This window comes from Pseudomonas sp. Root401 (assembly GCF_001425105.1).
GTDB classification, from domain to species: Bacteria; Pseudomonadota; Gammaproteobacteria; order Pseudomonadales; family Pseudomonadaceae; genus Aquipseudomonas; species Aquipseudomonas brassicacearum.
Window position 1 is genome coordinate 219122 of sequence record NZ_LMDO01000012.1, and the last position, 16205, is coordinate 235326.

General features: G+C 62.9%; 11 protein-coding genes. 10 read left to right on the forward strand and 1 reads right to left on the reverse strand.

Going from position 1 to position 16205, the window contains the following annotated elements:
• Positions 1-67 precede the first annotated feature (67 nt).
• From ASC85_RS10985 to ASC85_RS11010, 6 genes are all read left to right on the forward strand, one after another.
• Positions 68-1648, forward strand: a complete 1581-nt coding sequence (locus ASC85_RS10985) for a glycosyltransferase (protein ID WP_057449338.1) — start codon at positions 68-70, stop codon at positions 1646-1648.
• The gene (locus tag ASC85_RS10990) at positions 1642-2934 is read left to right on the forward strand and encodes a glycosyltransferase (RefSeq protein WP_057449339.1); all 1293 of its coding nucleotides are present in this window, start codon (positions 1642-1644) and stop codon (positions 2932-2934) included. The genes ASC85_RS10985 and ASC85_RS10990 overlap by 7 nt, the downstream gene beginning before the upstream one ends.
• Positions 2931-3791, forward strand: a complete 861-nt coding sequence (locus ASC85_RS10995) for a class I SAM-dependent methyltransferase (RefSeq protein WP_057449340.1) — start codon at positions 2931-2933, stop codon at positions 3789-3791. Before ASC85_RS10990 ends, ASC85_RS10995 begins: the two co-directional genes overlap by 4 nt.
• Before the next feature lie 178 nt (positions 3792-3969).
• A complete protein-coding gene (locus ASC85_RS11000; RefSeq protein ID WP_057449341.1) occupies positions 3970-4785 on the forward strand; it encodes a class I SAM-dependent methyltransferase in 816 nt (271 codons plus the stop codon).
• A 177-nt stretch (positions 4786-4962) separates the two neighbouring features.
• The gene (locus ASC85_RS11005; protein ID WP_057449342.1) at positions 4963-6156 is read left to right on the forward strand and encodes a DUF3142 domain-containing protein; all 1194 of its coding nucleotides are present in this window, start codon (positions 4963-4965) and stop codon (positions 6154-6156) included.
• Positions 6143-8293 (forward strand): hypothetical protein, encoded by a 2151-nt coding sequence (locus tag ASC85_RS11010; protein ID WP_057449343.1) that lies wholly within the window; start codon positions 6143-6145, stop codon positions 8291-8293. Before ASC85_RS11005 ends, ASC85_RS11010 begins: the two co-directional genes overlap by 14 nt.
• Positions 8294-8491: 198 nt before the next feature.
• Here ASC85_RS11010 and lpdA read toward each other — a convergent pair whose 3' ends face one another.
• On the reverse strand, positions 8492-9892 hold the full coding sequence (gene lpdA / locus ASC85_RS11015; protein WP_057449344.1) for a dihydrolipoyl dehydrogenase: 1401 nt from the start codon (positions 9890-9892) through the stop codon (positions 8492-8494).
• A 221-nt stretch (positions 9893-10113) separates the two neighbouring features.
• Here lpdA and ASC85_RS11020 point away from each other — a divergent pair, with 221 nt between their 5' ends.
• The 4 genes from ASC85_RS11020 to ASC85_RS11035 are packed head-to-tail and all read left to right on the forward strand — an operon-like array spanning position 10114 to position 16077.
• Positions 10114-12075 (forward strand): protease modulator HflK, encoded by a 1962-nt coding sequence (locus ASC85_RS11020; protein ID WP_057449345.1) that lies wholly within the window; start codon positions 10114-10116, stop codon positions 12073-12075.
• On the forward strand, positions 12072-13112 hold the full coding sequence (hflC, locus tag ASC85_RS11025) for a protease modulator HflC (RefSeq protein ID WP_057449346.1): 1041 nt from the start codon (positions 12072-12074) through the stop codon (positions 13110-13112). Before ASC85_RS11020 ends, hflC begins: the two co-directional genes overlap by 4 nt.
• Positions 13109-14161: a protease modulator HflK gene (gene hflK, locus ASC85_RS11030; protein WP_057449347.1), complete on the forward strand. Its 1053-nt coding sequence runs from the start codon at positions 13109-13111 to the stop codon at positions 14159-14161. Before hflC ends, hflK begins: the two co-directional genes overlap by 4 nt.
• Entirely contained in the window at positions 14158-16077 is a 1920-nt protein-coding gene (locus ASC85_RS11035; protein ID WP_046063341.1) for a heavy metal translocating P-type ATPase, read from the forward strand. Before hflK ends, ASC85_RS11035 begins: the two co-directional genes overlap by 4 nt.
• Positions 16078-16205: the final 128 nt, after the last annotated feature.

A 16205-nucleotide genomic window follows, 5' to 3' on the forward strand; every position in this document is an offset into this window, starting at 1 on the left:
GCTCGATGCGTGATTCGACCGTCATGAAGTTGGGGCTGCCGGGACGGCGGCGCCATGATGGGATGCCATGAATTTCATTCTTTACTCGGACGTAAACGATCACTCCATCAGCCAGAGCCTCGGCCGCCCTGAGTACAGCTATTACTTCGTGCTCAAGGCCTATCGTCCCGTGCTGGAAAGCCTGGGGTCGGTGCATGTGGTGTCTTCGGTCGACGAGGTCGATCCGCTTTATCAAACATTGCAGCAGGCCGGTCAGGACTGCTTGTTTCTTTCGTTCTCTCCTCCCTACAAGACTCCCGTCGATCTGTTATGTCCGACGGTCTGTGTGGTGGCCTGGGAGTTCGATTCGATCCCGGCCGAACACTGGGACGACGACCTGCGCCATGACTGGAGCCGCACGTTGGCCCGTCATGGCCGGGTGATTACCCTGTCCAGCCACACGGCCGAGGCGATCCGTCGGACCTTGGGCGAGGATTTCCCGGTACTGGTGTTGCCCACGCCGCTGTGGGAGCGTTTCGCAGCGGTTCGTGAGCGCCACCCGAGCTTGCCGATCAACCCGGGAACGACCTTGCGGATCAAGGGTTGCATCATCGACAGCCGACCCCTCGGGCTGTCGGCTGACGGCTTGATCGCGCCGATCCTTGAAGAGTCGCCGTACCCGGACACCAAGCCGCAGCCCCTGACCTGGCGGCGGCGCGCATCCATTTCCCGCCATTACCTGCGCGAACTCATCCGTGCCTTCACCGGCAAGGCCGAGCAGGGTCCTGTGTGGCTGTTCAAGCACAACCTGTTGGGCTGGTATCGCGAGGCGGTCCGTGACCTGATTCCGGTGCCGGCTCGCGTTGCGGTCAGCAGGATCCTGCGGGGGCCGTCGCTGGCCGTCGAGGCCGCTCCAGAGCCAGCACCCTCGGAACACCCCCAAGCCGTCCTGCCGGACACCCACCGAGTGGTCGAGACAAAAGTCAGCGGGGTGGTGTACGTCAGTGTGTTAAACCCCGACGACGGGCGCAAGAACTGGCATCAATTGATTACCGCATTCTGTTGGGCCCTGCGCGACGTCGAGGACGCCACGCTGGTGCTGAAAATGACCCAGAACGATCTGTCGACCTACTACGTCCACTTGCTCACGCTACTGTCCCAGCTGTCGCCGTTCAGTTGTCGGGTAGTGGTCATGCATGGGTATCTGGATCATGAGCAGTTCGCCCGGCTTTATGGCGCGGCGAGTTTCTACGTCAATGCCTCCCGTTGCGAAGGGCTGTGCCTGCCGCTGATGGAGTTCATGTCGTGCGCGAGGCCAGTAATCGCCCCCGACCACACGGCGATGCGTGACTACATCGATTCCGAGGTGGCTTTTATCGTCAAATCCAGCCGCGAACCCGCTATCTGGCCTCAGGACTCGCGCATTCTGTACCGCACGCTGCGCCATCGGCCCGATTGGGGCTCATTGAAACTCGCCTACCAGCAGAGCTACGCCATGGCCAAGCACCAACCACAGGCCTACCAGGCCATGGCCGTTGCCGCCAACGAACGGATGCGCCGCTATTGCGGCTTCGTCCCGGTGCAGCAGCGCCTGGCGGATTTCCTGGCTACGCCAGCCGGTGACGAAGGGCTGCCGCTGGCGGTCCAGGCAGGTACCGCTTCATGTTGATCATCATTTATTCGGAAACCAACCAGAGCAACATTCTGGAAAGCCTCGGCAAACCCGAGTACAGCTATTACTTCGTGCTCAAGGAGTTTCGTCCGGTGCTGGCGCGGTTGGGGCGGGTCGTCAAAGTGACTCGGCCTGACGAAGAGGTCGATCAGTTGTACGCCGATTGCCTGGAGCGTGACGAAGATTGCGTATTCCTGTCATTTTCACCTCCTCATCGCACCGCCGCCCACTACGCCTGCCCGACAATTGCGGTGTTCGCCTGGGAGTTCAGCACCATTCCTACCGAAAGCTGGCAGGGCGAGCCCCGGCACGATTGGCGGGTGGTCCTGGGCGCAACCGGCATGGCGATTACCCATTCCAGCTTCACCGTCAAAGCCGTACGCGAAGTCATGGGGGCGGATTTCCCTATCACCGCGATCGCGGCGCCGGTATGGGATCGTTTTGCCGCTCGCGGCGCGGTGCTCGCCAAGAGGGCCGTGGTGGATCACCTGCGCCTGCAATTACGCGGATTGTTGATCGACAGCCGCATGATCGACCTACAGCCCTACGGTCCTCCAGCGCATCGGGTCGGCACACCGTTGGGGCTTGAAGGCCCGCCCCGGGACCACGAGTTGTTCCTGGACGGTGTGATCTATACCTCAGTGTTCAACCCCTATGATGGGCGCAAGAATTGGACTGACATGATCAGTGCTTTCTGTGCAACGTTCCGTGACGTCCTTGATGCAACGCTAGTGCTCAAGTTGACCCATCACGACATCACCGATGCGCTCAACGATATATTGCACCACCTCTACAAGAATCAACCGTTCAGCTGCCGCATCGTGCTGATTCACGGTTACCTGGCGGACGCGGACTACGAGCGGCTGGTGGAAGCCACCCGGTACGTGGTCAACAGTTCCTATGGCGAAGGGCAATGCCTGCCGTTGATGGAGTTCATGTCCTGCGGCCGCCCGGCGATTGCGCCGCTGAACACGGCCATGGCCGACTACATCGACCACGACAATGCCTTCGTGGTGGATTCGACCGAGGAACTGACCGCCTGGCCCCACGACCCGCGCGCGGCTTACCGGACCCTGCGTTATGTCACCGATTGGGACTCGCTGTGCTCGGCCTATCGCGCCAGCTATGACGTGGCCAAAAACGACCCCGAGCGTTACCGCCGCATGTCGGCCCACGCCGTGCTCAGCCTGGAGAAATTCTGCAGCCAGGCGAACGCCGAGCAGCGTTTGCGGGCGTTTTTCGAACAACTGTCCGAGCGTCGCCGGAACGCGACGCAGCCATGATCCGGCGATGGCTGGCTGAGCGCAGGCCAGTGGTGGAACCTTCGCCACCGCCGGCGGTGGCCGTTTCGCCCCGGGATGCCGGCCTCTGCGACGCGATGCTTGATGGCTGGTTTCGCAGTGAAACCGGCGAATTGCTCAAGGGCTTTGCCATCACGGCCGACGATACGTTGCTGGATGTAGGCTGCGGCGAAGGTGTGGCGACGCTGTTTGCAATGCGCCAGGGCGCGTCCGTGATCTTTACCGACAGCGAACAGGACAAGGTGCGCGACCTGGCTCGCCAGGTCGAGGCCCAGGCCGCTGCGCCGTTCCTGGGTCTGGTCAGCAACAGCCTGCCGCTGCCCCTGGCCGATGGTTGTGCAAACAAGATCGTCTGCATGGAGGTGCTAGAACATATCGATGAGCCAGCGCCATTCATGGCTGAACTGGTGCGCATGGGCCGGCCAGGGGCGCAGTATTTGCTCAGCGTGCCGGCATCGGTGGGCGAGCATTTGCAGCAAGGCATCGCGCCGCCGGGCTACTTTCAAGCGCCCAACCATGTGCAGATTTTCACTGCCGAACGATTTGCCGCGCTGGTGGAGGAGGCCGGGCTGGTAATCGAGCATCGCCAGGCCAGCGGATTTTTCTGGGTGATGGGCATGATTTTCTTCTGGGCCAGCGAACGCGCGGCTGGCCGGGACCTCGAGGGTGCCGTGCGCGACCGCATCCAGGCGCCGTATCCACCGTTGATGGAGCGCTGGGCAAGCCTCTGGCAGGACTTGCTGACGCAACCTGACGGCTTGGCGATCAAGCAGGCGCTGGACCGGTTCATGCCCAAGAGCCAGGTCATCATTGCCCGCAAACCGGGGAATGCATCATGAGCAGCAAGCGAATCATGAACATCGAACAACTGCACGTCGTCATGGCGATGGTCCCTGATTGTGTTGTTGAGTGCACTCGATTATCGGCAGGTCAAACAGGGTTGGACGCAATCCTGACGCGCAACTGATTGAAGCCTGTCTGCCGCCTCACCTTCCTTACCGTCTCTGGAGCGTATTGATGCTGAGCCTTTTAAAAAAACTCACCAAGGGCATGCCCGGGCCCACCGAGCCGGTGACTGACAAGATCGACCCCTATATGCTCGGGTTGCAGGATGCGATGCTCAGCGGCTGGTTCAACCAGCAGACCAACGAGCTATTCACCGGCTTCCCAGTTGCACCTGAAGATACCTTGCTGGATGTCGGCTGTGGTGATGGTGGCAATGTGCATTATTGCGCGATGCGCGGGGCGAAGATCATCATCGCCGACATCGACGCGGCCAAGGTCGAGGCCACTCGCCAGCGCTTGAGCGACACCCCCGCGCGCGGCGTCGAGTGCCACGTGACCGACTGCAACCCGCTGCCCATTGCCGACGCCACGGCCACGCGGGTGGTGTCCACCGAAGTCATCGAGCATGTCGACGATCCGGCGCAGTTCCTTGCCGAACTGGTACGGGTCGGCCAGCCCGGTGCGCTGTACCTGTTGAGCGTGCCGCACCCCAGCTCCGAAGACCTGCAAAAGGACATCGCCGCGCCGGAGTACTTCCGCAAGCCCAACCACATTCGCATCATCAGCGAAGAGCAGTTCAAGGCGATGGTCAGCGAGGCCGGGCTTACGGTGTTGAGCCACAGCCAATACGGTTTCTACTGGTCGATGTGGATGCTGTTGTTCTGGGAGGCCAAGGTCGATTTCAGCAACGCCGACCACCCATTGCTCAATCATTGGGCCGACACTTGGCAAGCAGTGTTGAATTCGCCGCGCGGCCCGCAGATCAAGCAGGCGCTGGATGCGGTGGTGGCCAAGAGTCAGGTGATTATTGCGCGCAAGCCTGAGTGATGCCCTCTGTGGGAGCAAGGCTTGCCCGCGATAAATGCGACGCGGTCCTCCAGGAATTGGGGTGCCTGCTTCGCGAGCAAGCTTTGCTCCCACAGCAGGATCAAATCGCCTCTGCACCATTTTCGCTTCGACCCGAGTGGCGGTAATCTGCCGGGCTTTGATGGGTGATAGCGTTTCATGACTGTTTTTTTCCGACTCTCCCTGGCCCTCACCGTGTTGCTTTTGGCGGGCTGCGAACAACCTCCACCCCCAGCCCTGGATCAACAGCTGTATATCTGGCAACGCCAATGGACGCCGGCCCACGAGTCGGCGCTGCGCCAGAGCCAGGGCGATTTTTCCACGCTGCGAGTGCTGACGTTGCAGGCTTTTCCCGGGGCGGGCTGGAGCCGTGCGCGGATCGATCCGGCCTTGCTCAAGGCTGACGGCCGCCCGCTGATCGCCGTGATTCGCCTGGACGGTCAGCTCAAGGCTTTGGACCAGGACGAGGTGATCGCGCAGATCCAGCAGGTGCTGGGCGATTGGCAAGCCCAAGGCCTGACCCCGGTAGGGGTAGAAATCGACCATGATGCGGGCAACGCACGGTTGCCGGCCTATGAAAAGTTCCTCGGCCAACTGCGGCAAGTCCTGCCGGTCAACGTGCGGCTGAGTATTACCGCGCTACCGGCCTGGCTCGACAGCCCCGCCTTGCCGGGGTTGTTGGAAACGGTGGACAGCAGCGTGCTGCAGGTCCACGCGGTGAGCGATCCACGGCAGGGCTTGTTCGACCCGAAACAGGCCCGGCACTGGGCGCAACGCTGGAGCGACGTCACTACGCGGCCGTTTTATCTGGCCCTGCCGGCGTACGGCGTGGCGCTGCTGACCCAGGAGAGTGGCGTTCCTGTGGTGGAAAGCGAAGTGCCGATCGATCGCGGTGGCGAGCGGCGGGAGTTGCTGGCCGATCCGCAACAAGTGGCCGGGCTTGCGGCAGATTTGCGTGCCGATCCACCGAAACATCTCGCGGGGTTGATCTGGTTTCGCCTGCCGCTGGCCGGCGACCGACGGGCGTGGAGCCTGACCACGCTCGGCGCCGTCGCCCGGGGAGACAACCTGAACAGTCGCCTGGCGTTGCAGTGGGAAGAGCAGGGTGGTTTGTACGATATCCGTCTGGTTAACCAGGGCAATCTCGACAGCCCCTGGCCCCAGCGCCTGACGCTGGCTGTTGGCGCGTGTGACGGCGTCGATGCCCTGGCCGGTTATACGTTGCAACAAACCCCCGGACTGCTTACCTTCACCCGCATTCAGGAAGGCCGCTTGGCTGCTGGCAGCCAACGGGCAATCGGCTGGGCGCGCTGTACGAAAATTGACCAAGGAGGTTTCAATGTTTACCCGTAAGTGGCCTCGTCACCTACTGTGTCTGAGCCTTTGTCTGCCGCTGGGCCCGGCGCTGGCCTGCGGGCCGGATTTCCCGATGCGTCTGCTGGATAACCGCGCCCAGTCGCTGGCCGAATTGCCCGAAGGCAGCTTTCGCTTCGAGGTCAGCCGCCTCGGCCAGGCGATTGCCGGGCTCAAGCCGGCTACCGAGGCGACGCGCAACCCGGACTACAGCTATGACGACCTGCCTTCCTACGTGGAACAACGCAACAAGGCCGAGCAGATCGGCCTGACCCCGCCGCAGCAAGCGGTGGTGGAGCGCCTGCGGGCCCTGACCGATGTCGACCAGGTGGCAGCCGAAGCGGCCAACCTGCCCGATGAGCTGCGCCTGTATGCGATTGGCGCGGCGGCTTTCAACGTGGGTGAGCATCAGCGCGCCGTGGAAGCGTTCCAGCAGTTGCTGGCGTTACCGGCCGACCAACGTCGGTTGCGCAGCACCTGGGCCGCGTACTCCCTCGGGCGGGCGTTGTTCGCCGTGAGCACCGAGGCCGGCAGCGGCGACCCTGTGGTTTTGCAGGACCAGGCGCGAGCGGCGTTTCGCCAGGCCCGCGAGTTGAGCATTGCCGGCTTCAGCGATCCGCTGGAACTGGGTATTGCCAGCCTTGGCGAAGAAGCCCGGGTGGCCTATACCGCGGACGACTGGGACAGTGCCATCGGCCTGTATGCGATCCAGAACCTGCAAGGGTCCCCGGTGGGCTACAGCTCGTTGTTGCAACTGGCGGGTGATTTGAGCGGCCAGCCGGATGGACGCTTGAGCGAACTGCTCAAGACTCAGTTGGTGCAGCGATTGGTCACCGCCTACCTGCTCAGCCGCGTTGGCTGGTGGGACGGTGAAGAACCCTCTGGCGAGAAAAGGTTGGTCAAACTGTTGCAGGCCAGTGCCCGGGACAATCTGGACGACGCCGACCGTTTGGCGGCGGTGAGTTACCAGCACGGCGATTACGCCAGCGCCCAGGCTTTTGTGCAAAAGGCTTCCGACACCGGCCTGGCCTGGTGGGTGCGTGCCAAGCTGGCCTTGCGCGACGGCGACAAAGTGACCGCGGCGGCGGCTTATGCCAAGGCTGCCCAGGCTTTCCCGAACGATGAATCCTGGGGCAACCGGCGCACACCGGATTGGAACTACGAGTCGGTGCAGCCCAAGTGCCGTGTCGAAGGTGAAAGCGCGATCCTGGCCTTGCAGCGCGGCGATTACCTGCAAGCCTTCGATCAGCTCTATCGCGGCCAGAGCAACTATTGGTACGACGCTGCCGCCGTCGCCGAGCGTGTGCTCACGGTGGATGAGCTCAAGCAGTACGTCGACGCCCAAGTCCCGGCACCACCGGCGTTGAGCCAGGAGGATCGGGATAACTACGTGCCGCTGCCGGTGGCTGCGAGCCTGCGCAATCTGCTGGGTCGTCGGTTGTTGAGGGAAGGGCGTTTTGATGAGGCACCGGCATATTTCGATAACGCGGACCTGCAGAACAAGGCCCGCGCCTATGGGCAATTGCGCCAGGACGCGGAGTCCAAGTGGTGGCCAACCCGACGGGCCGAGGCCTATTTCAATGCGTCCTGGATGGCGCGCAACTGGGGCATGGAGCTGCTCGGCTATGAGATGGCGCCGGATTACGCCAGCCTGGGCGGCAACTACAGCCTGGAACCGGTTGAACTGAAGGTCGGGCCGCTGGTGGCCGAAGGCGAAGTGCAACGCCAGCAGGCCAGCGCGGCGCAGCCGGACATGCGTTATCACTATCGGTTTGTCGCCACGGCGCTGGCGAGCCAGGCGGCGGATTATTTGCCGCATACCAGCCAGGCCTTTGCGGCGGTGCTGTGCAAAGCGGTGGGGTACAACTCCAGCCTTGAGGAACAAAGCGCGCTGTATCAACGTTATGTGAAGGAAGGTCCGTATGTGGTTTGGGCCGGGGATTTCGGTCATCAATGCCAGGAACCGGACTTCAGCAAGGCGAACAAACGCTACGTCACCCAGGCCCTGGACCCGATCCGCTCGACGCTGCGACCTTACAAGGTTTGGCTGCAAATGGGTGGTGTGGTGCTGGTAGTGGCGGTGGCGTTGGGGCTGATCAGCCGGCGCCGGCGCAAGGCGCGGATGTCTGCCAATTAAATTGAAATGTGGCCATAGCTTGGCTCTGGCTCGGCTCTGTAGGAGCTGGCGAAGCCTGCGATCTTTTGATCTTTCGCTTGAGATTCAAGTGTCTGGGGAAAGATCGCAGCCTCGTTGCACTCGTCAGCTCCTACAGGCACGGTCCGGCGGGAGCAATCTCTGGCCACAAAAATTGTTAACCCTAGCTTTGCGTCGTTCCTACATCTGCGTCGCCATGCCCTCCACATTCATGGCCGCCTGGCGCAACGCCTCCGAGCGGGTAGGGTGTGGGTGGCAGGTCAGGGCGATGTCCTCGGCCGAGGCGCTGAACTCCATGGCCACGCAGTATTCACCGATCATCTCACTGACGCTCGGGCCCACCAGGTGCACGCCAAGGATCTCATCGGTGCGTTCATCGGCCAGGACCTTGGCGAACCCTTCGGTCTCATGGTTGATCTTGGCCCGGCTGTTGGCGGTGAAGGGGAACTTGCCGACTTTGTAGGCACGGCCTTCGGCCTTGAGCTGCTCCTCGGTCTTGCCGACGCTGGCCAGTTCCGGACGGGTGTAGATGACGCCGGGAATCAGCGCATAGTTGACCTCGGCGGCCTTGCCGGCGATCTGTTCGATGCAGACCATGGCTTCGTCCTCGGCCTTGTGGGCCAGCATCGGTCCGGACGTCACATCACCGATGACCCAGACGCCCGGTGCTTCGGTGCGATGATGCTGGTTGGCAAGCATGCCGCGTTTGTCGGTGCTCAACCCGACGTTCTCCAGCCCCAGACCTTGCGTGTAAGGCCGACGCCCGATGGCAACCAGCACGTAATCGGCGTCCAGGGTCTGTGCTTCGCCGCCCGCCGCCGGCTCGATCTGCAATTGCACGCCGCCGGCCGAGGGAATGGCTCCGGTGACCTTCGAACTCAACTTGAACTGGATGCCCTGTTTACTCAAGGCCCGTTGCAGAGTCTTGCCGGCCTCGCCATCTACCCCCGGGCAGATGCGATCGAGGTATTCGACCACGGTCACCTGGGCACCCAGGCGCCGCCAGACCGAACCCAGTTCGAGGCCGATGACGCCAGCGCCGATCACCACCAGATGCCGGGGCACCTCACTCAGGGACAAGGCGCCGGTGGAGTCGAGGATGCGTTGGTTATCGATGGGCACGCCTGGCAGGGGCATGGGTTCCGAGCCGGTGGCGATGACGATGTCCTTGGCGCTGAGTTCGGTCTTGGCGCCATCGTCGCCGGTAACGGTCACCTTGCCCGAGCCGTCGATGTGGCCCCAGCCTTTGATCCAGTCGACCTTGTTCTTGCGAAACAGAAACTCGATGCCCTTGGTCAGGCCGGCCACGCTTTCGTCCTTCTGCTTCATCATCTGCGCAAGGTTGAGGGTGGGGCTGACTTCAATGCCCAGGTTGGCGAATTCCGTTCCCGTGGCGGCTTCGTACAGCTCCGAGGCATGCAGCAGGGCCTTGGAGGGCATGCAGCCGACGTTCAGACAGGTGCCGCCCAGGGTGGCTCGGCCTTCGACACAGGCGGCTTTCAACCCCAGCTGCCCGGCCCGAATCGCCGCGTTATACCCGCCGGGCCCGCCGCCCAGAATGATCACGTCGTAGTTGCTCATCGCTGTTCTCCTGCTTGGCCTGATAAAAAATTATGTACGTAATATGAGCGTTTCCAGAGATTTCGGTCAAGGCTTAAGTCAAGAGGCCGGCGCAGGCCTTGTCATGAAGAATTCAAAACGGAAATTTCACAGGAATCGTTATAAGGTAACGGCATATAACGGAGCGTCGGTGGCGTCTGTCCACGGGCCCGGATTTTGATCGCCACGAGTGCTGGGGTGGTATGCAAGTCGATCTTGATGTCGAGGGGGCACAGGTGGCCGAATGGCCACGTTTTCAGCGCGCGTCGTTTCAAGGGCGTCGTTTGAAGCAGATCGCTTTCGCCCTGGGAAGCGTGGCGGGCGTGGGCTTGGTACTGGCGTTTTTTATCGGGGTGTTTTCGCCGCAATCCCTGTGGCCGGCGCTGCTGGTCAGCCAAGGTGCGGGACTGCTGGTGCTGGTGGCAGGTGTGCAATCGGCCTGGTGGGTCACTCAATGGCGTAGCAGGGCGCTGCTGCCGGCTGTGGATAACCTGCCGGCGGAAAACGAGCCTGTTGATAACCTGGGCTGGTATGAACGGTTGCTGGAGCGAATTGGTGCTCGCGGGATCGGCCTGCTGAAGCAAATCGGTGCGCCTGCGTTGTGGCTGGCCGGGTGGTCAGTGCTGGTATTGCTGGGCCTGGAGCAAGCCTGGAACTTGCAACTGCCGGCCGCCACCCTCGGTGTCTCGGCCAGTGTGGGAGCGGTGCTGTCGTTATTGTTGGCGTTCGGGCTATTGGTGTTCGAGCGGCAATTGGCCCAGCAATCTCCCGTGGAATGGCCGGAAGCGCCGCCGCTGGCGCAGCTGACGCGGGTGACGATCATCGTGCTGGTGCTCGGCGCTTTGTGTTTGTTGTTCGCCACAGAAACGTCCATCTGGCCGCTGCGCCTGGCCGTGCTGATGGGGCTGTTGCCGGGCGTGGTGGCGGCGGAGTTGTTGCTGCGCGCCGTGTTGTCGTTATTCATCCCGCGCCGGGACGCTCTGGAACCGACGCTGCTGGGGCGTAGTGTCATCGCCGATCTGCTGCGCTGGCCGCCGCAACCGTTGCTGGCCTTGCAGCACGAACTGCACAACCGTTTCGGCATCGACTTGCGCCAGATCTGGGCGTTCAGCTACATGCGCCGCGCCTTTTTGCCGGTGTTGGCGCTGGTGTCGCTGGTGGGCTGGTTGTTGACGGGCGTGCACGAAGTACCGCTGCAGGGGCGTGGCATCTATGAGCGCTTTGGCAAACCGGTGGAGGTGTTCGGCCCGGGCTTGCATGTCGCGTTGCCTTGGCCGTGGGGCAGGGTGCTCAACGTCGAGAATGGCGTTGTGCATGAACTGGCGACCAGCGTCGCGGAGAGTCGGGCAGTGGTCGAGGCTGAACCGGCGGAGGGACCGGCGCCGGCAATCGCCAATCGGTTGTGGGACGCCAGCCATGTGAACGACAAGTCCCAGGTCATTGCCAGTCGTCGTGCCGACCAGCAGAGCTTCCAGATCGTCAACATGGACGTGCGCTTTGTCTACCGCATCGGCCTGACGGACGCCGCGGCGTTGGCGGCGACCTACAACAGCGCCGATGTGCCGACGCTGATCCGCAGCACCGCGAGCCGCATCCTGGTGCATGAGTTCGCGTCGCGCACGCTGGACGGTTTGCTGGGCGCGGACCGTGTCAGCCTCGCCGACGAAATCGGTCGCGCCGTCCAGGCTGATTTGCAATCGCTCGATAGCGGTGTGGAAATCCTGGCGACGGTCGTGGAGGCGATTCATCCGCCGGCCGGTGCGGCCAATGCTTACCACGGCGTGCAGGCGGCGCAGATCGGCGCGCAGGCGTTGATCGCCCGAGAGCGCGGCGCGGCGGCGGAACAGACCAACCAGGCGCAATTGCAAGCCAGCATCGCCCATGACCAAGCCACGGCCACCGCTCGGGAAATCAACGCAAGCGCCCAGGCCGCTGACCTGCGCTTCAATGCCGACCGCAAAGCCTACGCCACGGCGGGGCACGCTTTTGTGCTGGAGCATTACCTGGGCCAACTGAGCCAGGGCCTCGCCAATGCCCGGTTGCTGATTCTCGACCATCGCCTGGGCGGCAACGGTAACGCGCCGACCATCGACTTGCGCACCTTCACGCTGCCGGCAGACCCCGCGTCGCCGCGTAACCCTGTCCCGCCAGGAGCTGCCCATTGAGCCAGTCCTCTTCACACGATCACCACGACCACGCTGGTCACGATCACGGCCATGCCGGTCATCACCATGGTCATCATCACCACCATCATGGCGATCCGCAGCAGGCCGGTCCGTTCCCGTGGCGACGGATGGGTTGGGCGGCGTTGCTGGTGGCGGTTGCCGTTGCGGCTGCGAGCCTGGTGCAAGTTCGCTCGGGGGAGGCCACGGTCATCACCCGTTTCGGCAATCCGGCGCGGGTGCTGCTGCAACCTGGCTTGGGTTGGCGCTGGCCCGCACCGTTCGAGGCGGCGATCCCGGTGGACCTGCGGTTACGCACCACCTCCAGCGGTCTGCAGGATGTCGGCACCCGTGATGGGCTGCGGATCATCGTCCAGGCCTACGTGGCGTGGCAGGTGCAGGGTGACCCGGAAAACGTGCAGCGTTTCATGCGCGCGGTGCAGAACCAACCGGACGAAGCCGCACGGCAGATCCGCACCTTCGTCGGCTCGGCGCTAGAAACCACTGCCGCCAGTTTTGACCTGGCGAACCTGGTCAACACCGATGCCAGCCAGGTGCGCATCGCCGATTTCGAAGCTCAGCTGCGTCAGCAGATCGATCAGCAGTTGCTCACCACTTACGGCGTGCGCGTGTTGCAAGTTGGCGTCGAACGCCTGACCTTGCCCTCGGTGACACTGACGGCGACGGTGGATCGCATGCGCGCCGAGCGTGAGACCATCGCCACCGAACGCACCGCCATCGGCAAGCGCGAAGCAGCGCAGATTCGCTCCGCCGCGGAGCGTGATGCGCGAGTCATGCAAGCTGATGCCACGGTGAAAGCCGCGGATATCGAAGCGCAGTCGCGGGTAGCAGCGGCCGAGATTTATGGCCGGGCATACGCCGGCTCCCCGCAGCTTTACAATCTGCTCCGTTCGCTGGACACCTTGGGCACGATCGTCAGCCCAGGCACGAAGCTGATTTTGCGCACCGATGCGGCGCCATTCCGGGTTCTGGTGGACGGTCCTGGTTCCGTGGAAGGCAAAGGTGGAACACAACCATGAGTTTGGTTCCACGTGGAACAAACGAGTTATCCAGCCCGTGGATCCAGGCTGGGCGCCTAGCGTTTTTGGCGCTTTACGCTGTCACGGTGCTGGCGGCGTTGGCCTGGGTGTTTTCCAACGTGCGGCAGATCGATCCACAGAATCGTGCGGTGGTGCTGCACTTTGGCGCCTTGGATCGCATCCAGAATGCTGGCCTTTTATTGGCGTGGCCTCGCCCTGTGGAACAAGTGGTCTTGCTGCCCGCTGCGGATCGGGTGCTTGAGCGGCGGGTGGAAAATCTGCTGCGTTCGGATGAGGCCCTGCAAGCCGATCGTGTCGCCAGCTTCGCCACCCCGGTCAGCGATGCGCTGGCTGGTTCTGGTTATTTATTGACCGGTGATGCCGGCGTGGTGCAACTGGATGTGCGGGTGTTCTACAAAGTCACCGACCCTTATTCCTTCGTCTTGCAAGGTGAACATGTCCTGCCGGCACTGGACCGGATGGCGACCCGCAGTGCCGTGGCCCTGACCGCAGCCCGGGATCTGGACACCATTCTGGTGGCTCGCCCCGAACTGATGGGCAGCGACAACCAGGCGGCCGAGCATCGCGAACGCTTGCGTGGCGATCTGGTGCAGGGGCTTAACCGACGCCTGGCTGACCTGGCGGCGACGGGGCAGGGGTTGGGGATCGAAGTGATGCGGGTCGATGTGCAATCGAGTTTGCCGGGGCCGGCGGTGAGTGCCTTCAACGCGGTGCTGACGGCCAGCCAGCAGGCCGATAAAGCCGTGGCTAACGCCCGGACTGAAGCGGAAAAACTCACCCAGGCCGCTCGCCAAGACGCCGACCGTGCCGTGCAGGTCGCCCATGCCCAGGCCAGCGAACGGCTCGCCAAGGCTTCGGCCGACACGGCCACGGTGCTGGGCCTGGCGAAGACCCAAGTCAGCGATCCGCAAATGCTGCTGCGCCTGTATCGCGAGCGCATGCCTGCCATCCTTCGCCAGGCCGGTTCAGTGACCACGGTCGATCCGAAAGATGATTCCCGCCTGATCATCCAGGGAGCTGGACAATGACCGCCAAAATCAGTGCTGCACCGATGTTGTCCTCGACGGAACAACGCGTCGCCGCCCGACAACTGACCTTGGCGATGCTCGCCCTCGGCTTGCTCGCATTGGGCCTGGTATGGCGCGGTTGGTCGCCGGAGCAGAGCGGTGTCAGCCAACTGCTGTTGGGATTCGCCTCGCTGTTGGTGGCAGTGCCGGTGATGCGTTCGGCCTGGTACAGCTTGCGTTATCCAAGCCTGCACGGGATTACCGACCAACTTATCGCCCTGGCGATGCTCGGTGCCTGGGCCACTGGCGATCTGCTGACGGCGGCGTTGTTGCCGATCATCATGATCTTCGGGCATGTGCTGGAAGAGCGCAGCGTCATCGGTTCCCAGGAGGCGATCCATGCCCTCGGCCAACTGACCCGCAGCCAAGGTCGCAAGGTGCAGGCCGACGGTTCGATCATCGATGTCGACAACGCGACGCTCCAGCCCGGTGATGTCGTGGAGGTGCGCGCGGGCGATCGGGTACCGGCCGATGGTCGGGTGTTGTCCGGCCAAGCCAGCCTCGACACCGCGCCTATCACGGGTGAGTCGGTGCCGTTGGAGGCCGTGGTCGGCACTGAAGTCTTTGGTGGCGCGATCAACCTCGATGGCCTGTTGAGCCTGGAAGTGACCCGTACCGGCGAAGAATCTACCTTGGGCAAGGTTATCGCCCTGATGCAAAACGCCGAACGCTCCAAGCCACCCATCACTCGTCTCCTGGAACGCTACGCCGGCAGTTATCTGGTACTGGTGTTGCTGCTGGCGGCGGTGACCTGGTTCGTGACCAACGATGCCCAAGCGATGCTGGCGGTATTGGTCGCCGCCTGTCCTTGTGCGTTGGTGCTGTCGGCGCCGGCCACCGCCATTGCCGGGATCGCGGTGGCGGCGCGCCACGGGATCCTGATCCGCAGCTCGGCCTTCCTGGAAGAACTGGCGGACCTGACGTCGTTGGTTGTCGACAAGACCGGCACCCTGACCTACGGCGTCCTGCGCCTGCAATCCATTGAACATGCCCAGGATGCTCCCTCATCGTTGCTGCTGCCTTTGGCTGCCAGCCTCGGTTCGGCCAGCAGTCATCCGGTCAGTCGTGCGTTGGCAGGGCTGGTGGAACAGGAAGACTGCCTGGCGCTGACGGACATCCATGAGCGCCAGGGCTTAGGGGTGGTCGCGATGACTGTTCGGGGCGAAGCGGCGCTCGGGCGGCCGGAGTTGTTTGCACAGCTGGGCATTCAAACGTCAGCGGTCCCGGAGCACGACGGCCCGATTGCCGGCCTGGCCCTGGACGGGCAATTCCTCGCCTGGCTGTTGCTGGCCGACAGCGTCAAGCCGGAGGCACGGGTTGCCATGGCCGAGCTGCGCGAGCTGGGTCTGGGACGTCAGTTGCTGTTGACCGGCGACCGCCAGAGCGTGGCCACGACCCTGGCCCGGGATGTCGGCATCGGCGATCTGCAAGCCCAGGCCCTGCCGGAAGACAAACTCAAGCGGGTCATGGCCGAAATCGACCATGGGTTCCGCCCCATGGTGGTGGGCGATGGCATCAACGACTCCCTGGCGCTCAAGGCCGGGGTGGTCGGCGTTGCAATGGGCGCAGGCGGCGCAGATATCGCCCTGGCGTCGGCAGACATCGTGCTGATCGGCAGCGACTTGCGCCGCCTCGGCACTTGCGTACGATTGAGCCGCCAATGCAGGCGCACGTTGCAGGTCAACGTGATCATTGGCCTGGGCTGGACGCTGGCAATCGTCGCCTTTGCCGCCTTCGGTTGGCTTGGCGCGGCAGGGGCGATGATCGCTGCGCTGCTGCACAATCTCAGTACCCTGCTAGTGTTAGGTAATGCAGGGCGATTGCTGCGGTTCCAGGAGCCACTCCTGAAAATCCAAGCGAAGGGAACCGTTGGATAACCCTTGGCGAACTGTGCGTCACCCTTGCAGTCTCTGTTGGAGAGGGCGCACCCATACTGGCAGTACCCGGCACAAGGAGTGAATTTGGGACGGTGATAGAGAAAGGCTATAAATTCGATAGCCTGCTA

Bases quoted from the DNA above. Each gene is read 5' to 3' on its own strand.
- ASC85_RS10985 (WP_057449338.1), top strand. From the start codon at position 68: ATGAATTTCATTCTTTACTCGGACGTAAACGATCACTCCATCAGCCAG.
- ASC85_RS10990 (WP_057449339.1), top strand. From the start codon at position 1,642: ATGTTGATCATCATTTATTCGGAAACCAACCAGAGCAACATTCTGGAA.
- ASC85_RS10995 (WP_057449340.1), top strand. From the start codon at position 2,931: ATGATCCGGCGATGGCTGGCTGAGCGCAGGCCAGTGGTGGAACCTTCG.
- ASC85_RS11000 (WP_057449341.1), top strand. From the start codon at position 3,970: ATGCTGAGCCTTTTAAAAAAACTCACCAAGGGCATGCCCGGGCCCACC.
- ASC85_RS11005 (WP_057449342.1), top strand. From the start codon at position 4,963: ATGACTGTTTTTTTCCGACTCTCCCTGGCCCTCACCGTGTTGCTTTTG.
- ASC85_RS11010 (WP_057449343.1), top strand. From the start codon at position 6,143: ATGTTTACCCGTAAGTGGCCTCGTCACCTACTGTGTCTGAGCCTTTGT.
- lpdA (WP_057449344.1), bottom strand. From the start codon at position 9,892: ATGAGCAACTACGACGTGATCATTCTGGGCGGCGGGCCCGGCGGGTAT.
- ASC85_RS11020 (WP_057449345.1), top strand. From the start codon at position 10,114: ATGCAAGTCGATCTTGATGTCGAGGGGGCACAGGTGGCCGAATGGCCA.
- hflK (WP_057449347.1), top strand. From the start codon at position 13,109: ATGAGTTTGGTTCCACGTGGAACAAACGAGTTATCCAGCCCGTGGATC.
- ASC85_RS11035 (WP_046063341.1), top strand. From the start codon at position 14,158: ATGACCGCCAAAATCAGTGCTGCACCGATGTTGTCCTCGACGGAACAA.